The organism is Paraburkholderia sp. CI2, assembly GCF_014201055.1.
In the GTDB taxonomy this organism is placed as follows: domain Bacteria; phylum Pseudomonadota; class Gammaproteobacteria; order Burkholderiales; family Burkholderiaceae; genus Paraburkholderia; species Paraburkholderia tuberum.
Window position 1 is genome coordinate 115,469 of record NZ_JACHDL010000021.1, and the last position, 17,514, is coordinate 132,982.

The 17,514-nt window shown below is 66.6% G+C and carries 16 protein-coding genes; 8 read left to right on the forward strand and 8 right to left on the reverse strand.

Annotation, left to right across the window (positions count from 1 at the left end; all coding sequences use genetic code 11):
* Positions 1 to 4: 4 nt before the first annotated feature.
* The 4 genes from HDG32_RS25640 to HDG32_RS25655 are packed head-to-tail and all read left to right on the forward strand — an operon-like array spanning position 5 to position 3,801.
* Positions 5 to 943 carry a branched-chain amino acid ABC transporter permease gene (locus HDG32_RS25640; RefSeq protein ID WP_184071714.1) on the forward strand — a complete coding sequence of 313 codons (939 nt, stop codon included), beginning with the start codon at positions 5 to 7 and terminating at the stop codon, positions 941 to 943.
* Positions 936 to 2,282 carry a branched-chain amino acid ABC transporter permease gene (locus HDG32_RS25645; RefSeq protein ID WP_260336591.1) on the forward strand — a complete coding sequence of 449 codons (1,347 nt, stop codon included), beginning with the start codon at positions 936 to 938 and terminating at the stop codon, positions 2,280 to 2,282. The genes HDG32_RS25640 and HDG32_RS25645 overlap by 8 nt, the downstream gene beginning before the upstream one ends.
* Entirely contained in the window at positions 2,279 to 3,079 is an 801-nt protein-coding gene (locus HDG32_RS25650) for an ABC transporter ATP-binding protein (protein WP_184071716.1), read from the forward strand. The genes HDG32_RS25645 and HDG32_RS25650 overlap by 4 nt, the downstream gene beginning before the upstream one ends.
* Positions 3,076 to 3,801 (forward strand): ABC transporter ATP-binding protein, encoded by a 726-nt coding sequence (locus HDG32_RS25655; RefSeq protein WP_090801053.1) that lies wholly within the window; start codon positions 3,076 to 3,078, stop codon positions 3,799 to 3,801. Before HDG32_RS25650 ends, HDG32_RS25655 begins: the two co-directional genes overlap by 4 nt.
* A gap of 22 nt (positions 3,802 to 3,823) precedes the next feature.
* Here the strand turns inward: HDG32_RS25655 and iolB are convergent, their stop codons facing one another.
* The 7 genes from iolB to HDG32_RS25690 form a co-directional block, all read right to left on the reverse strand.
* Positions 3,824 to 4,624, reverse strand: coding sequence for a 5-deoxy-glucuronate isomerase (gene iolB, locus HDG32_RS25660; RefSeq protein ID WP_184071719.1), 801 nt, complete (start codon positions 4,622 to 4,624; stop codon positions 3,824 to 3,826).
* Positions 4,621 to 5,529 (reverse strand): myo-inosose-2 dehydratase, encoded by a 909-nt coding sequence (gene iolE, locus HDG32_RS25665; RefSeq protein WP_184071721.1) that lies wholly within the window; start codon positions 5,527 to 5,529, stop codon positions 4,621 to 4,623. Before iolE ends, iolB begins: the two co-directional genes overlap by 4 nt.
* Positions 5,530 to 5,548: 19 nt before the next feature.
* Positions 5,549 to 7,528 (reverse strand): 3D-(3,5/4)-trihydroxycyclohexane-1,2-dione acylhydrolase (decyclizing), encoded by a 1,980-nt coding sequence (iolD, locus tag HDG32_RS25670; RefSeq protein WP_184071723.1) that lies wholly within the window; start codon positions 7,526 to 7,528, stop codon positions 5,549 to 5,551.
* Complete coding sequence (gene iolC / locus HDG32_RS25675) at positions 7,525 to 9,549, reverse strand: bifunctional 5-dehydro-2-deoxygluconokinase/5-dehydro-2-deoxyphosphogluconate aldolase (protein WP_184071725.1); 2,025 nt, start codon at positions 9,547 to 9,549, stop codon at positions 7,525 to 7,527. Before iolC ends, iolD begins: the two co-directional genes overlap by 4 nt.
* 86 nt (positions 9,550 to 9,635) lie before the next feature.
* On the reverse strand, positions 9,636 to 10,442 hold the full coding sequence (locus HDG32_RS25680) for an ATP-binding cassette domain-containing protein (RefSeq protein WP_184071727.1): 807 nt from the start codon (positions 10,440 to 10,442) through the stop codon (positions 9,636 to 9,638).
* Positions 10,443 to 10,455: 13 nt separating this feature from the next.
* Positions 10,456 to 11,646 (reverse strand): ABC transporter permease, encoded by a 1,191-nt coding sequence (locus HDG32_RS25685; RefSeq protein WP_184071729.1) that lies wholly within the window; start codon positions 11,644 to 11,646, stop codon positions 10,456 to 10,458.
* Between the two features lie 174 nt (positions 11,647 to 11,820).
* Positions 11,821 to 12,867: a sugar ABC transporter substrate-binding protein gene (locus tag HDG32_RS25690; RefSeq protein ID WP_026225938.1), complete on the reverse strand. Its 1,047-nt coding sequence runs from the start codon at positions 12,865 to 12,867 to the stop codon at positions 11,821 to 11,823.
* Positions 12,868 to 13,143: 276 nt separating this feature from the next.
* Here HDG32_RS25690 and HDG32_RS25695 point away from each other — a divergent pair, with 276 nt between their 5' ends.
* The 4 genes from HDG32_RS25695 (at position 13,144) to HDG32_RS25710 (ending at position 16,471) form a co-directional block, all read left to right on the forward strand.
* On the forward strand, positions 13,144 to 14,028 hold the full coding sequence (locus HDG32_RS25695; RefSeq protein ID WP_184071730.1) for a MurR/RpiR family transcriptional regulator: 885 nt from the start codon (positions 13,144 to 13,146) through the stop codon (positions 14,026 to 14,028).
* Positions 14,021 to 15,037, forward strand: coding sequence for an inositol 2-dehydrogenase (gene iolG, locus HDG32_RS25700; RefSeq protein ID WP_184071732.1), 1,017 nt, complete (start codon positions 14,021 to 14,023; stop codon positions 15,035 to 15,037). The genes HDG32_RS25695 and iolG overlap by 8 nt, the downstream gene beginning before the upstream one ends.
* Positions 15,037 to 16,107 (forward strand): Gfo/Idh/MocA family oxidoreductase, encoded by a 1,071-nt coding sequence (locus HDG32_RS25705; protein ID WP_184071734.1) that lies wholly within the window; start codon positions 15,037 to 15,039, stop codon positions 16,105 to 16,107. The genes iolG and HDG32_RS25705 overlap by 1 nt, the downstream gene beginning before the upstream one ends.
* Positions 16,108 to 16,243: 136 nt before the next feature.
* Positions 16,244 to 16,471 (forward strand): sulfurtransferase TusA family protein, encoded by a 228-nt coding sequence (locus tag HDG32_RS25710; protein ID WP_026225937.1) that lies wholly within the window; start codon positions 16,244 to 16,246, stop codon positions 16,469 to 16,471.
* A gap of 100 nt (positions 16,472 to 16,571) precedes the next feature.
* On the opposite strand, the gene galU is transcribed toward HDG32_RS25710, so the two are convergent.
* Positions 16,572 to 17,453, reverse strand: coding sequence for a UTP--glucose-1-phosphate uridylyltransferase GalU (galU, locus tag HDG32_RS25715; protein WP_090801031.1), 882 nt, complete (start codon positions 17,451 to 17,453; stop codon positions 16,572 to 16,574).
* Positions 17,454 to 17,514 lie beyond the last annotated feature (61 nt).

Consider the following 17,514-nt stretch of genomic DNA (forward strand, 5'->3'; position numbering starts at 1 on the left):
ACGCGTGCAGTCGTTCATCATCACTCTGCTCAACGGCCTGAGCTACGGGCTGTTGCTGTTCATGCTGTCGGCCGGCCTGACGCTGATCTTCAGCATGCTCGGCGTGCTCAACTTCGCGCATGCGAGCTTCTATATGCTCGGCGCGTACGTCGGCTTTTCGGTGGCGGCGCGCGCCGGCTTCTGGAGCGCGCTGGTGGTTGCGCCGCTTTTCGTCGGTCTGCTCGGCGCGGCGCTCGAACGCTGGCTGCTGCGGCGCGTGCGCGGGCACGGGCATCTGCCCGAACTGCTGCTGACGTTCGGCGCCGCCTATCTGCTCGGCGAACTCGTCAAGCTCGGCTGGGGGCTCGGTCCGCTGTCGGCGAGGATTCCGGCGGTGCTCGACGGTCCGCTGTTCTCGCTGTACGGCGCGGTCTTCACGCGCTACCGCGCGTTCATGATGGCGGTATCGCTCGCGATGCTCGCAGCGCTCGTCGCGATGCTGCGCGTGTCGAAGACTGGCTTGATCGTGCGCGCCGCGCTCACGCATGCGCAGGCCGTCGAAGCGCTCGGGCACGACGTGCCGCGCCTGTTCACCGGCGTGTTCGCGGCCGGTACCGCGCTCGCCGCGCTGGCCGGCGTGATCGGCGCGCCGCTGTTCGTCATCGAGCCGGCGATGGCGGAGTCGCTCGGCTCGATCGTGTTCGTCGTGGTCGTGATCGGCGGGCTCGGGTCGCTGAGCGGGGCGCTCGTCGGGTCGCTGCTGGTGGGATGCCTGCAAACGCTGGCGGTCGCGAGCGATCTGTCGTTGGGCGACGTGGTGTCGCTCGCCGGCGCCGTGCTGCCGCCCGAATGGGACGCGCTGACGCTCGCGCAACTGGCGCCGCTGCTGCCGTACCTGCTGCTCGTCGCGGTGCTGGCGACGAGGCCGCGCGGGCTGTTCGGACGGCGTGACGATCATGCGTAAGCGGAGCGGGTCGTCAAACGCGCTGGAAAGCGAGGTGCCGCCTCGCGGGGGCGGCCGTGCGCTCGCGCCGTGGCTCGCGCTCGTCGCCTTTCTGGCCGTACCGCCTTTCATCTGGCCGCACAGCTGGCTGCTCGGCTATCTCGCGCAAAGCGCGACGATGATCGTGTTCGCGCTGTCGTACAACCTGCTGCTCGGCGGGACCGGGTTGCTGTCGTTCGGGCACGCCGCTTATGCGGGGCTCGGCGCGTTGATCGCCGCGCGGGTGTTCAACGCGGGCGGCATGCCGCTCGTGCTGCTGCCGTTGCTCGGCGGCATCGGCGGCGCGCTGTGCGGCGTGCTGTTCGGCTTCATCGCGACGCGCCGTGCCGGCACAGCATTCGCGATGATCACGCTCGGTCTCGGCGAGCTCGTCGTCGCGGCCGCGTGGACGCTGCCGGGCTGGTTCGGCGGCGAGGCGGGCGTCGCGATCGATCGCGCGAGCGGGCCAGTCCTCGGCGGCTGGAGCTTCGGTCCGACGCGCGAGGCCTATGCGCTGATCGCGCTGTGGAGCGTCGTCGCCAGTGTCGCGATGTTCGCGCTGTCGCGCACACCGTTCATGCGGCTCGCGAACGCTGTGCGCGACAACCCGGCGCGGGCGGCGGCGATCGGCTGCTATCCGCGGCGGATTCGCTATGGCGTGATCGTGCTGTCGGCGTTTTTCGCGGGCGTCGCGGGCACGCTCGGGCTGATCAATATCGAACTCGTATCGACTGAGAGCGTCGGCATGATGCGCTCGGGCGCGGTGCTGATCGCGACCGTGATCGGGGGCACGGCGGCGTTCTTCGGGCCGGTCGCGGGGGCGATCGTGCTGACGTTTTTCAGCGTGGTGGTCGCCAGTGTCACGCGGGCGTGGCTGTTCTATCTCGGGCTGTTTTTCGTCGTCGTCGTGCTGGCCGCGCCGGATGGGCTCGCCGGCTTTGCCCCGCGGCAGACGGCGCGGATTGCCGCCAACGGCTGGCGACGTTGCCGCGCCGCGTATTGCTGGAGCGCGGCGGCGGGGGTGCTGTGGCTCGCGGCCATCGTGTTCGCGGTGCAGTGGGCCTATGCGGCGCAGTTCGGCGCGGACGAAGGTGCGGTTTCAGGTGGGTTGTTCGGCGCATGGTTCGGCGCCGGGGCAGGTGCGGGCGCTGGCGCGGGTACCGAAGTCACCGTCGCGCCGCCGCTGTCGCCGCTTCCTCTTGCGCTGGCGCTCGTTGCGCTCGCCGCTCTGGCTGCGCTGACCACGCGCCGTGCGCTGCGCGCGCATGCGCGCATCACGGGCCACGCACGCGCGGCACGATTCCCCGGAGCCGCACGATGATCCCCGCACTCGCGCTCTACGGCATCGAAAAACGTTTCGGCTCGACGCAAATCCTGCGCGGCGTCGATCTCGCGATCGAGCCAGGCGAGCGGCACGCGCTGATCGGCCCGAACGGCGCGGGCAAGTCCACGCTGTTCAACCTGATCGGGGGCGGCGCGCGGCCGAGCGCGGGGCGTATCCACCTGTTCGGCGCGGACATCACGCGGCTCGCGCCGGCCGCGATCGCGCGCCGTGGCCTCGCGCGCAGCTTTCAGAGCACCAGCGTGTTCGCGCGGCTGTCCGTGTTCGACAACCTGCGCTGCGCGGCGCAGCTTGCCGAACGCGATCGCACGCGCTGGTGGCAGCGTCTGACCGGCACGGCCGCGGTCGATGCGCGCGCCGCCGATGTGCTCGACGCGGTCGGCCTCGGCGCGCGCCGCGACGTCGCGGCCGGCACGCTCAGCTACGCGGAGCAGCGCGCGCTCGACCTCGGCATCGCGCTCGCGGGCGGCGCGCACACGCTGCTGCTCGACGAACCGACGGCGGGCATGAACCGCGCGGAAGCGGCACGCGCGATCGAGCTGATCCGCGACACCACCGCCGGCCGCACGCTGCTGATGGTCGAGCACGATATGGATGCGGTGTTCGCGATCGCCGATCGCATTTCGGTGCTGGTGCAAGGGCGCATCATCGCAAGTGGATCGCCGGCCGCGATTCGCGCCGACGCGGCGGTACGGGCCGCGTATCTGGGTGAACGCTTCGACGTCGGCTCAGGCGCGCGGGCGGGTGATGAACCGGACCACGGAGCAGGCCGATGAGCGCGCTGCTCGACATTTGCGACCTGAATGCGTGGTACGGCGCGAGCCAGGCGCTGCACGGCGTCACGCTGAGCATCGAGCCCGGCGAAGTGGTCGCGCTGGTCGGCCGCAACGGCTCGGGCCGCTCGACGCTCGCACGCGCGATCATGGGCCTCGTGCGCTGCGAGGGCGAACTGCGTTTCGCGGGGCGTTCGCTCGCCGGTCGGCGCACGTTCGAGATCGCGCGGCTCGGGCTCGGCTATGTGGCCGAGCATCGCGACGTGTTCGCCGCGCTGAGCGTGCATGAAAACCTGCTGCTCGGCATTGCGCCGGCTGCCGCATCGCGTGCGCGCGGCCGCGCGCCGCGCTTCACGCTCGACGACGCGTACGCGCTGTTCCCGGTGCTCGCCGGGCGCAAGCGCACGCGCGCCGGCGCGCTGTCGGGCGGCGAGCAACAGATGCTCGCGCTCGCGCGGGCGCTGCTCGGAGATCCCGATCTGCTGTTGATCGACGAGCCAGGCGAAGGGCTCGCGAGTCTCGTGATGCAGCAGGTCGCCGCCTGTCTGCACGCGCTGCGCGAGCGTGGCGTCGCGATGTTGCTGATCGAGCAGAGGCTCGTGATCGCGCGGGACATCGCGTGCCGCGTCGCGGTGATGGGGCACGGCGAGATCGTGTTCGACGGCGCGCTGGCGTCGTTTATGTCGCGCGACGACGTGATGCGCGAATGGCTCGGGGTTGGCTGACGCGCGACTACGGACAAGTTAGTCAAGCATCCTTGTTGATGATCCATTCGTGCGCCGGATCGTTATGGAAATGCCAGACCCGCTGGCTGCCCGCCATCACGTTCAGATAATACGAGTCGTAGCCGTACGGCACGATGACCGGGTGATAGCCGCGCGGCACCATCACGACGTCGTGATCCTCGACGGCCATCGATTCGTCGATATCGCGTGAGTCGGTGTACACGCGTTGGAATGCGAAGCCTTGCGGCGGATCGAGCCGGTGGTAATAGGTTTCTTCGAGCGAGCTTTCGAGCGGGATATTGTCGGTGTCGTGCTTGTGCGGCGGGTAGCTCGACGCGTGACCGCCCGGCGTTCTCACTTCGACCACCAGCAGCGATTCCGCCGGCTCGGTGTGCGGAAGAATGTCGCACACGTAACGCGTATTCAGCGACTTACCGCGCGTCGAGCGCTTCATCGACGCCGGCTCGATCAGCCGCGCCGGATACTCGCCCTTGGCCGGCGCGCTCGCGACACCGATCTCCGCGTCGCGGCATGCGCGCACCGTCGCGCGCACATTCGGCGGCAAATACACCGCGTACGGCGCCGCGTCTTCGAACACGCTGTCGCGTGAACCGAGCGAGCTCCACGTCGTGCCCGGCGTTTCGATATCGACCGCGCCGCTCAGCACGACGATGCACGCTTCGCGCGCCGGCTCGAACACGTAGACGAGTTCGTTCGCGCCGAGCCGGTACGCGGCGAATCCCACATAGCGCCAGCAGGCCGACTGCGGCGTCACGCGCGCGATCGTCTGGCCTTCGCGCTCTGCCTTCACTAATAAGCTCATGTTGCCTCCTTGCCGAGCGGCGCATCGACGAGCGCCCGCAAAGTTCCATATCCCTTCTGCGCATAATCGAACGGTGGCGCGACCACCGGGTCCTGCTCCGCTTCGACGACGAGCCAGCCGCAATAACCGTGCCGCTTCAACCGGTCGATCAGCGCCGGAAAATCGACCGCGCCGTCGCCGGGCACCGTGAACGCACCGGCGATCACCGCATCGAGAAAACTCCAGTTGCGATTGCGTGCGAGCTTCATCACGGCGGGGCGCACGTCCTTGCAGTGCACGTGGCAAACGCGCGCGATGTGTTTGTCGAGCACGGCCAACGGATCGCCGCCCGCCAACGTGATGTGCCCGGCGTCGAACAGCAGGCCGACCGCGTCGCCTGTGCGCGCCATCAACTGATCGACGTCGGCAGGCGTTTCGACGTACGCGCCCATATGATGATGATAGGCGAGCCGCACGCCGCGACTCAGCGTATAACGCGCGAATTCATCGACGCGTGCCGCGTAGCCGGCCCATTGCGCGTCGCCGAAAAAGCGCGGCCGTTGATACAGCGGGCGCGGCGCGCCCTGGATCGAATCGGCGACTTCACCATACACCATCACGGTCGCGCCGTTCTGCGCGAGCAACTCCAGATGCGGGCCGACCGCGTCGATTTCTTCGGCGACGCTGCGCCTGGCCAGTTGTCCCGAGTACCAGCCGGACACGAGCGCGAGGTCGTATTGCGCGAGCAGCGTTTTCAGCGCTTGCGGCTCGCGAGGAAACTTGTTGCCGAGTTCGAAGCCCTGATAGCCGATCTGGCGACCCTCGGTCAGTGCGACTTCGAGCGGCGTCTCGCCGCCGAGCGACGGCAGGTCGTCGTTCATCCACGACAGCGGGTTGATGCCGATGCGTACGTCGAAAGCAGTCATGCCGGAGTCCTCATGGTTCTCAGTCGCGATCGGCGCCCTGTGACGGCGCAGGCGTCGCGGGCGGCGCCGCGCGCGCGGCGAGCTGCGCGTCGTACTTCGCGCGGGCCTCGCGCACCTCGGTGCGCGTCGACACTTCGGGCACCGCGACTTCCCACCACCAGCCACCGTCTTCGGTGGTGCGAGCCGGGTCGGTGTCGATGCTGATCACGTACGTGCCTCGCGCCGCGCGCGCGCGTTGCAGTGCCGCTTCGAGCTCGGCGAGATTGCGCGCATGCTCGGCTTGCGCGCCGAGCGCGCGCGCATGCGCGGCGAAGTCGATGCGCGGCGCGCCTTCCGGTGCGTGCACGCAATCGTCGAGCAGATTGTTGAACGGTGCGCCACCGCAAGCCTGTTGCAGTCGATTGATGCAGCCGAAGCCGCGATTGTCGAGCACGACGACGATCAGCTTCGCGCCGAGCATCACCGAGCTCGCGATCTCGCTGTTCATCATCAGATAGCTGCCGTCGCCGAGAATCACGATCACCTCGCGCTCGGGCCGCGCGAGCTTGACGCCGAGGCCGCCCGCGATCTCGTAGCCCATGCACGAATAGCCGTATTCGACGTGATACGCGCCGGGCCGGCCCGCGCGCCATAGCTTGTGCAGATCGGCGGGCAGCGTGCCGGCCGCGCAGACGACGATGTCGTCGGTCGGCGAGTGCGCGCTCGAACGCTGCACCGCGCCGATCACGTCGCCCTCATAGGGCAGTACCGCGTCGCGTTGCGGCGCATGGGTGAGCGTTTGCACGGTGTCGCGCCAGCTCGCCGCGAGCTTGTGCGCGCGCGCGGTCCAGCTGCGCTCGGCGTGCCAGCCATGCAGCGGCCCCGTTAGCGCATCGAGCGCGAGTTTCACATCGGCTTCGACGACGAAGCCGCGATGCTTGAGCGCGTCGAATCCGTTCGCGTTGAACGCGATCACGTCGGCTTGCGTGAACAGCGTGTTCGAGCCGGTCGTGAAGTCCTGCAGCCGCGTGCCGAGCGCGAGCACGCAGTCGGCGTCATGCGCAAGCGCGTTGGCAGCCGCTGAGCCGGTCACCCCGAGCGCGCCCGCATTCAGCGGATCGTTCCACGCGAGCGAGCTTTTGCCGGCCTGCGTTTCCGCGACCGGCACGCCGTGCGCGCTCGCGAAGCGGTGCAGCGCATCGGCCGCGCGGCTGTACAGCACGCCGCCGCCCGCGACGATCAACGGACGCTTCGCGTGCCGCAAGCGCGCGCACGCGGCGTCGATCTCGTCGCCACGCGGCGCGGGTGCATGAAAGCGCACGACACGCGGCGTGAAAAAGTTTTCCGGGAAGTCCCACGCCTGCGCCTGCACGTCCTGCGGCAGCGCCAGCGTGACGGGGCCGCACAACGCGGCATCGGTGAGCACGCGGATCGCGCGCGGCAGCGCGCTCAGCAATTGCGCAGGATGCACGATGCGGTCGAAGTAGCGCGACAGCGGCTTGAACGCGTCGTTCGCGGACACGCCGCCATCGTTGAAATCCTCGACCTGCTGCAAGACCGGATCGGGCGCGCGCGACACGAAGATGTCGCCGGGCAACAGCAGCACCGGCAAACGGTTCACGTGCGCGAGCGCGGCCGCGGTCAGCAGATTGGTGGCGCCCGGGCCGATCGACGTCGTCACGGCCATCATGCGGCGGCGAAAGTGCGCCTTCGCGTAGGCGATCGCACTGTGCGCCATCGCCTGCTCGTTGTGCGCGCGCAAGGTCGGCAGCGCGTCGCGATGCTGATACAGCGCCTCGCCGATGCCCGCGACGTTGCCGTGACCGAAAATCGCGAACACGCCGCCGAACAGCGGTTCGACGTTGGTGCCGTCTTCGCTGGCGACGCGTTGCGCGGCCAGATAGCGCACGAGCGCCTGCGCCATCGTCAGGCGAATCGTGCCGCCGGTGCGCGCAGGCGCGTGCGCTTGCGTCGCGCCGCTGGCGGATGGGGTGTCGTCATGCATGATGCGCTCGTTCATGCTGCCTGCTCCTGATGAGCGTGATGAGGTGTACCATGCGCCGCCGGTTCGCCGCGCGCACCGCGCCATGCGGCGATCAGCGTTTCGAACGTGAGGCGCACGCGCGCGATCAGGTCGTCGTCGCCAATTTCACCGGCGAGCCACGCATGGCTCGGTTCGTGAAAGATCGTGCGGCCGACCGTGAAGCCGCGGCACGTCGCCGCTTGCGCCGCCGCGCGAAAGCCTTCGCTCAACTGCTCGACCGCCGCCGACAAACCGAGCAGCACGACGCCGCGGCAATACGGATCGCGCCCGGCGATCAGCGCGTCGATGGCCTGCCATTGCGCGGCGTCCATCGGTTCGAGCTTCCACCACTCGGGGTAGATGCCGAGGTTGTACAGGCGCTTCAACGCGCGATATACGATGTCCGGTCCCTGCGGCAGCGACGCATGCTTCGGTGGAATCACTTCGAGCAGCAGTTCGTGGCCGCTTGCCTGGGTCGCGTCATACAGCGCGCGCAGTTGCGCCTCCTGTTCGAGCCGCTGCTCGATCGGCTCGTCGGGATGAAACTGCACGAGGCATTTCACGACGTGTTCCTGCGGCCACGCGATCAACGTGGTGCCGATCGAACGACCATGGTCGAACACGAGCGGCACGGAGCCGGGCAGTTCGACCGGGCGGCCGATCCACCAGCCGCGACCGGTCGCGGCATTCAGCGCGTCCTGACCATAGCGGTCGTCGATCAGTACGCCGATGCGTCCCTGCAAGTTCAATGCACGTTCGGTTTGCGCGACCGCTTCGACGAACAAGCCCTTCAACCGGGCAATGCGCGCTTCGTCGGCACCGGTCTGCTGCGCGAGTTCGAAGAACGGGTTGCGATGATCGAAAGCGAAGCCGAGCACCTCGTGCCACGCTTTGCGCGCCGGCGACACGCGATGCAGTCTTGCGAGCTTCGCATCGCGATCGGGGCGGCGCATGCGTTGCGGATCGGCCTGCGCTTCGCGCAGGAAGTAGTCGAGTTCGGCCGATGTCGGCATCGCCGGGGCGCAGCCGTGCCGAGACACGACCAGCGCGCCGCTCGCATTCGCGGCGCGCGCGCAGGCGTCGAGCGGCTGATCGCGCAGCCAGCCGGACAGGAAGCCGGAAGCGAACGCGTCGCCCGCGCCGAGCACGTTCAGCACTTCGACTTCGACGCCGCCATGAATCGGCGCATCGTCGAGCGATGCAGGCAGCTCGCCGTCGATGATCTGACAGCCGAGCGGCCCGCGTTTCAGCACGAGCGTGGCCGGCGTCACCGCGCGCACCATCGCGAGCGCGTCGGCGAGGTCGGCCTTGCCGCCGGCGATGCGAAACTCTTCCTCGGTGCCGATCACCAGATCGAACAGCGGCAGAATCCGCTGCAAATGCGCGCTGACGCCTTCGCTCGCCACGAAACGCGTCTCGCCGTCGGCCTTGCCCGTGAGTCCCCACAGCACCGGGCGGTAGTCGATGTCGAGCACGGTGCGCACGTCGTTGCGGCGCGCGTAGTCGAGTGCGCGACGGCTCGTGCGATTGACCTGCTCGGTCGAGAAATGCGTGCCGGTGATCAGCAGCGCTTTCGACGACGCGATGAACGCCTCGTCGAAGTCGGCCTCGTCGACCGCCATGTCCGCGCAGTTCTCGCGGTAGAAGATCAGCGGAAAGGTGTCACGGTCCTTCAGTCCGAGCAGCACGAGCGCGGTCAGCCGATCGTGATCGATGCGCACGCGACTCACGTCGCAGCCTTCCTTCGTGAGCGTCTCCGTCAGGAAGCGCCCCATGTGATCGTCGCCGACGCGCGCCAGCATGGCTGCGGCAAGCCCGAGCCGCGCGCAGCCGAACGCGATGTTCGCCGACGAGCCGCCGAGATACTTCGCAAAGCTCGACACGTCTTCGAGCCGTGCGCCGACCTGCTGCGCGTACAGATCGACGGCCAGCCGGCCGAGGCACACGATGTCGCGGGCGCGCCCCGGCGCGAACCGGCTGTCCGCTGCGTTACCGCTGGAGGTGCTGGAGTGAGCCATGAATAGTCCTGAGTAACAGTGCGCGGTGGGCGCGCGTCGGCCAGCCGGGCGAAACGCGCCGAGGCTGGACGTGCCGCGCGAATCGGTCAGATCGTCGCGCCTTCGAGTTCGCCGATCATCTTCTGCATCTCGGCGCCGCCGGCCATCATGTCGAGCACTTCGTTCTTGCTGATCGTCTGTTTGGTGAACGTGCCGAGCGAGCGGCCGCGATTGAGCAGCGTGAACGAATCGCCGATCGGATACGCGTGGTGCACGTTGTGCGTGATGAAGATCACCGAGATGCCTCTGGCGCGCGCCTTGTGGATCAGCTTCAGCACGTTGAAGCTCTGCTTGACGCCGAGCGCGGCGGTCGGTTCGTCGAGAATCAGCACGCGCGCGCCGAAGTGGATCGCACGCGCAATCGCCAGACATTGACGCTCGCCGCCCGACATCGTGCCGATCGGCTGATGCGGGTCGCGCACGTTGATGCCCATTTCGGCGAGCTTGTCGCGCGCGGTGGTTGCACAGGTTTCGAGGTCCATCACGTTCAGAAGGCCGAACAGCTTTTTCTGCGGCTCGCGGCCCATGAAAAAATTGCGCGCGACCGATAGTAGCGGCACCAGCGCGAGATCCTGGTAGACGGTTGCGATACCGAGATCGAGCGCGTCTTTCGGCGACGTGAAGTGCACCGGTTTGCCGTCCACCCGGTAGGTGCCTTTGCTCGGCTGATACACGCCAGCGAGCGTCTTGATCAGCGTCGACTTGCCGGCGCCGTTGTCGCCGAGCAGGCAATGCACTTCGCCGCGTATGAGGCGCAGTGTGATGTCGTTCAGCGCGATGATGTTGCCGAAATAACGGCTGACGTTTTCCAGCGACAAAATGATGTCGTCGGTGTTCTGTTCGGGGGTGCTCATCGTGAACCTCCGTCTAGCGCGATGCCGCGACGCGGCCGCGCACGTAGTGGTTGAACAGCACGGCGAACAGCAGCATCACGCCGAGGAACACGCGGAACCAGTCGGAATCGACGTTGGTGTACGTGATGCCGATCTGCACGACGCCGAAGATCAGCGCACCGAAGCATGCGCCGATCACCGAGCCGTAGCCGCCTGTCAGCAGCGTGCCGCCGATCACCGCGGCGATGATCGCCTCGAACTCCGCCTGCAAACCGCGGTCGGCCGCGGCCGAACCGATGTCGCACACCTGAAGTACTGCATACAGGGCCGAGCAGAACGCGGTCAGCACGAACAGCGAAATCTTCACGCGGCGCACCGGCACGCCGACGTTCTTGGCCGCGTTGGCATCGCCGCCGACCGCGAAAATCCAGTTGCCGAAGCGCGTCCTGGCGAGCGTAAACGCGCAGACCACGGCGAGCACGAGCCACCACAGCAGCACCTTCGGAATGCCCGGCACGAGCGGCGTGCCGTTGTCGAGCAGCTTCACGAGGCCGAGGTGGCCGAGCCACACGAACAGACCTTTGAACGCGACGCCCTGGAAGAACGTGTGCGCGAACCAGTCCTGACGCGCGACGTCGCCGACGCCGGAGATGATGGTGCGATCGGCGAACATCACCGATAGCGCGAGCGTGAGACCGCGCAGTATGAACAGGAACGCGAGCGTGACGATGAACGACGGCAGGCGCGTGCGCATCACCAGATAGCCGTTGAGCGCGCCGAGCAGCATCGAGCCGACGAACGCGAACACGATCGCGAGCCAGATCGGCCAGTGGAAGTACATGGTCGGCAGCGCGACCATCATGCCGGCAAAGCCGATCATCGAACCGATCGACAGATCGAACTCGCCGGCGATCATCAGCAGGCACGCGCCGACCGAGATCAGACCGAGATAGGCGGCGACCTGCGACCAGTTCATCACGCCGTCGAGGTTGAACATCCCCGAGTTGCCGGCCGCTACGCCGAACACGATGAACACCATCACGGTGCCGGCGAGCGCCGCGAATTCCGGTCGGCCGAGCAGATGGCGGAACCAGGATTCCTCGCGCACGCGTTCGTCGACGGCAGGGGATTGCGGGGCGGTCGTCGCAGCAGACTTCGCCGGGTCCTGCGGATCAGGCGGCGGTTGCTTGCGGTGATGGGGATGAAACAGGTCGGCGACACCCATTGAAGCTCTCCTTGATACGCCCGCGACAGCGGGTCGGCGCAATGCCGTGGGCGTTTGCGAATCCGCTGAGCGGGCGGGCGCCGGCACGACGCCATGCGTCCCGCCGGTCACTGCCTTTTAACCTTGCCGCCGGCGCGGCGGCTCAGGCGCGCGATGCGATGCGTTGCCGTGCGTTCAGCGGTACTGGCCGGCGTATTTCAGCACCTTGTCGACGTTGGCCTTCGTGATGAAGCCGGGGCCCGAGCCGATATTGCGCGGCCCGTAGGACGGCGTGAGCCCATAAGTGGCAAGACGCTCCTTGAACTTCGGATTCGCCTGCAGGATCTCGCGGATTTTGGCCGGATCGGTGGTGTGGTCCTTCTTCACGATCGCGAGTACGGCAACCGGGATATAGCCCTGCAAGTACGGTTGCTGGTCGATCGCGAACTGGATCGTGCCGTCCTGGATGCCCTTCGCGATGTCGCTGTCGAAGTCGAACGTCGCGAACCAGATCTTGCCGGCGAGGCCCATCTGCTGCAGCGCCTTCAGCGTCGGATCGGCCGACAGCGGACCGAGCGTCAGCACCGCCTGGGTATCCGGATGATTGCGCAGGAACGCGCTGACCTTCGACTGCACGCCGGTCGGGTCCTGGCCCGTGTCGAGCGTCGAGGTTTTGAAGTTGGCGCCGATCGCTTCGGCGAAACCGCGGCAGCGTTCGAACGAAGCCGGGTTCGTCGCGTAGTGGTTCACGCACAGGAACGACTTGATGCCGGCGGCCTTGGCCTTTTCTCCGGCGGCTTTGCCGGCCGCGAACTCGGGCTGGCCGACGTGCATGATCGCGCCGAGCTTCGCGCTTTGCTCCTCGGTGCCCGAATTGATCGTGACGAGCGGAATGTGCTTCTCGGTGACCTTCGCGATCGAGCTCTTCAGCACGTCGAAGTCGGCGATCGACACGATCACGCCGTCGTAGTTGCGCGCGGCCGCCTGCTCGACGAGACGCGCCATGTCGGCGATGTCGCCGTTCGGCGGATTGCGGTAGTCGGTCTGAACGTTGAAGTCCTCGTCGGCCTGCTTGATCGCGTTCTTGATCGTGTTCCACCACGAGTCCGAATCCGGCGCGTGGCTGATCAGCACGAAGTGGGCGTCCGCCGCGCGGGCGGCCGAGGCCGCGCCGAATCCCGTCGCCAACGTCAACGCCGTCACCAGAATCCTGAGCGTTGCCTTGCCTCTGCAAAGTCTCATTGTCTCCACCTTTCTCGGTCTGTCGTTCGTTATTGAGGGAGCGACTGGCGGGCGGCTTTCCATTCCGATGACCCACACAACGAGGCCGAAGCGCCATCGCTCACGACCAAGAGTAGGTCATCTTCCGAAGCCTTGCAAAGAAAATTTCATGAGAAATAAAAATGGAAAATACGTTCCATTTGACCGGGCGGCCGCCTATACTCGGCAACGTCGGATGCACGTTGCGGCGGGCCGCGGGCGCGTCTGCCGCATTGCAGGAAACCCCGAGAGGCTGTCATGGCGGAACAGATCACCGAAGAAGCGGTGCCGAGCGTCGACGAATTGATGCAGCGCATCGCGGATACCTACGAGTCGCTGCCGCGGCAGTTGAAAAGCGTCGCGACGTACATCGAGCAGCATCGCTCGAGCGTGATGATGGATCGCACGAGCGATATCGCCGCGAGCTGCGGCGTGCATCCGTCGGCCGTCGTGCGCTTTGCGCAGCGCTTCGGCTTTTCCGGGTTTTCGGATCTGCAGGCGGTGTTTCGTCAGGCGTATACGGGGCGGGGCGTGTCGTCGTCGAGCTATCAGCAGCGCATCCGCAAGCTGATCGACGAGAAGCCCGGCACCTTGTCGGGCGGCGCGGTCGCGCGCGAGTTCATCGCCGCGTCGCGCGGCGGCCTCGAAGAACTCGAAGCGGGCCTCGACGACAAGCAGTTCGACGCCGCCGTGAAGATGCTGCAGCAGGCCGACAACATCTACGTGATCGGCGTGCGGCGCTCGTTTCCGGTCGCGAGCTACATCGTCTATGCGTTGCAGCACACGCACAAGCGCGTGCATCTGGTGTCTGGCTTCGGCGGCATGTATCGCGAGCAGATCCGCAGCGTCAGGAAGGGCGACGTGGTGATTGCGATCAGCTTCGCCCCATACGGCAAGGAGACGCAGTACTGTCTGCGCGTCGCGCATCATCATCAGGCGAAGACGCTCGTCATTACGGATAGCCAACTGTCGCCGCTCGCGCGCTACGCCAGCACGCAACTGTACGTGAAAGAGGGCAGCGCGTTCGCGTTCCGCTCACTGACCAGCACGATCTGCCTGTGCCAGGCGCTCTTCATCGCGCTCGCGTACAAGCTCGAACTGAACGTTGAAGAATCCAACGACACTGGAGGCTACGATGACTGACGCGGTAAACACGATCGACGTCGCCGTATTCGGCGCGGGGCGCATCGGCAAGATCCATGCGGCGAATCTCGCGCGGCAGCCCGGCGTGCGGCTCAGATACGTGGTCGACGTGAATCGCGAGGCGGCCGCCGCGCTCGCCGCGCAGCATGGCGCGCAGGTTGCGGATAGCGACGGCGCGATCGGCGATGCATCGATCGGCGCGACCGTGATCTGTTCGAGCACCGACACGCATGCGGACCTGATCGTCAAATCGGCCGCGCAGAACAAGCACGTGTTCTGCGAGAAGCCGGTCGATCTCACGTTGGAGCGCGCGCGGATGTGCGCAGAAGCGGTGGAGCGCGCCGGTGTCGTGTGCATGATCGGTTTTCAGCGGCGCTTCGATCCGACGTTTTCCGCGTTGAAAACGCGTCTCGACGCGGGCGAGATCGGCACGCCGGAAATGCTCGTCGTCACGAGCCGCGATCCGGGTGCGCCGCCGCTCGAGTACATCCGGCACTCGGGCGGCATCTTCAAGGACATGCTGATTCACGACTTCGACATCTGTCGCTGGATTCTCGACGACGAAGCCGACACGCTGCACGCCACCGGCAGTTGCCTCACCGACCCCGCGATCGCCGACGCGGGCGACATCGATTCGACCGCGGTGACGATCCGCACGAAGCGCGGGCGGCTGTGCCAGATCAACACCGCGCGGCGCGCTGCCTACGGCTACGACCAGCGCTTCGAAGTGCTCGGCAGCACCGGCATGCTGCAAGCAGGCAACGTTCGGCCCACCGAAGTCACCGCGTACTCGAAGACGGAAGTATCGACCGACGTGCCCGAGGCGTTTTTTCTCGAACGCTATCGCGCGGCCTACGCGCTCGAAATCGCGCATTTCTTCGACGCGCTCACGCATGGCAAGCCGGTGCGCACGACCGTCGCGGATGGCCTGAAAGCGCTCGAACTCGCGCAAGCCGCGACGCGGTCGTGGCGCGAGGGCCGTGCGATCAAACTCGGCGAGGCAGCGTGATGAAGGCCGCCACGGAGCGCTTGCGGCTCGGCGTGGTCGGGCTTGGGCGGCTTGGCAAGCGGCATGCGGAGAATCTCGCGTATCGCGTGCCGGGCGCGACGCTCACGGCCGCGTGCAGTCCGCTCGAAGATGAACTGGCATGGGCGCGTGCTGCGATGCATGGGGCAATGCATGGGTCGCTGCATGAGCCGCGTCTCTACGCCGATTACGCGGACCTGCTCGCCGATCCGCACGTCGACGCGGTATGGCTCGTCACGCCGTCGTCGCTGCACGCGCAGCAGATCGTCGACGCATTGCGCGCCGGCAAGCATGTGTTCTGCGAAAAGCCGCTGTCGCTCGATGTCGCCGAATGCGAGCGCGTGCTGGCCGAAGCGGCGCGCTATCCGCACCTGCAGGCGACGATCGGCTTCATGCGCCGCTTCGATCCGAGCTACCGCGACGCGTTCGATAAAATCGCCGCGGGCCAGATCGGCCGGCCGTTCCTCGTGCGCTCGCAAACCACCGATAAAAACGACGACGACGGTTTCTTCGTGCGCTTCGCGGCGACCTCGGGCGGCATCTTTCTCGACTGCACGGTGCACGACATCGACGTCGCCCGCTGGCTGCTCGGCAAGCCGCGCGCGACGCGCGTGTTCGCGGCGGGCACGGTCGCGCTGCACGAGGGTCTGCGCGAATTCGGCGACGTCGACAACGGTGTCGCGATCTGCGAATTCGAGGGCGGCAAGCTCGCGACGTTCTACGCGTCGCGCACCCAGGCGCACGGCAACGATACGCACAGCGAAGTGATCGGCACGGCGGGCGCGCTGACGATCGGCCGCAATCCGCGCGCGAACCGCGTCGAGATCTACGACGCGACCGGCATTCGCAACGAGTGCACGCCGAACTTTTTCGACCGGTTCGAGGACGCGTTTCTGCACGAGGCACGCGCGTTCGTCGCAGCGGTGCAAAAAGGGCCGGGGAAGGGCGATGCGGCACAGAGTGGCGCGACGCTCGCCGATGCGCTCGAAGCGACGCGTATCGGCGTGGCGCTGCGCGAGTCGCTGCAAAGCGGTGAGGCGGTGACGCTGTAACGGCGCGCGGCACGGCTCGCGCGTGGAAATGGGCGTCGTGGCGATGCCCGGCGGCGCCGCTCCGCCTGCTGTAGAATTTGACCCTCTGTCCGGCGTCGTCAGCGACGCCCCGTCCCGAAGGTCATCGTCGATGCAAATTCAGATTCACAAGGAAGTCGATGCGCGCGGGCTCATGTGCCCGCTGCCCATCCTGCGCGCCAAAAAGGCGCTCGCCGACATGGAAAGCGGCCAGATTCTCAAGGTGCTTGCCACCGATCCCGGCTCGCAGCGCGATTTCGCCGCGTTCGCGAAGCAGACCGGCAACGAGATCGTCGAAAGCTCGGCGCATGACAAGGTGTTTACGTTTCTGATGCGGCGTCGTTGAACTGCATTCGGTAAAACTGTCGGTCCGATGTAAAAAAAGAAGGCGCTGTCCCCATTATTCGGGGTACAGCGCCTTCTTCGTTTCAGTCGGACTTTCGACGTCAGCCTTCGAGAACCGGCGAGCGGGTACGCAGATATTCTTCGAAATCGGCGGCTACTTCCGGGTGACGCAGGGCGAACTCGACGGTCGCCTTCAGGTAGCCCAGCTTGCTGCCGCAGTCGAAACGTGTGCCGTGATACTTGTACGCGAGCACCTGTTCGTCGGCGAGCAGCGACTGGATCGCGTCCGTCAGTTGCAATTCACCGCCCGCGCCCGGCTTGATGGAGCGCAGGTGATCGAAGATGCGCGGCTTCAGCACATAACGGCCCACCACGCCGAGGTTCGACGGCGCCACGCCCGGCTCCGGCTTTTCGACGATGCCCGACATCTTGATGATCGAGTCTTCCCATTCCTTGCCGTCGACGATGCCGTACGATTTTGTATCCTGCGGCGGGATCTCTTCGACGCCGATCACCGAGCTGTGATAGTGATCGAACACCTCGATCATCTGCGTCATCACGGGCGGCGTGCCGTACAACAGGTCGTCCGCGAGAATCACGGCGAAAGGGTTGTCGCCTACCAGCTTCTCGGCGCACAGCACGGCGTGGCCGAGGCCCAGCGCCTCGGCCTGGCGCACGTAGAAGCAGTCGACGTGGCTCGGCTTGATGCTGCGCACGAGTTCGAGCAGCTTGTCCTTGCCGCGCGCCTCGAGTTCGGCCTCGATCTCATAGGACTTGTCGAAATGGTCTTCGATCGCGCGCTTGCTGCGGCCCGTGACGAAGATCATTTCGGTGATGCCGGCCGCCATCGCCTCTTCGACCGCGTACTGAATCAGCGGCTTGTCGACGATCGGCAGCATCTCCTTCGGGCTAGCCTTCGTGGCGGGGAGGAAGCGGGTGCCAAGACCGGCTACCGGAAAGACCGCCTTCGTAACTTTTAGCATGTGAATACCCTGAGTCCTCTGGTTAAATCCTTGCCCGCCGTTGAGGGGGCGGGCGCGTCGG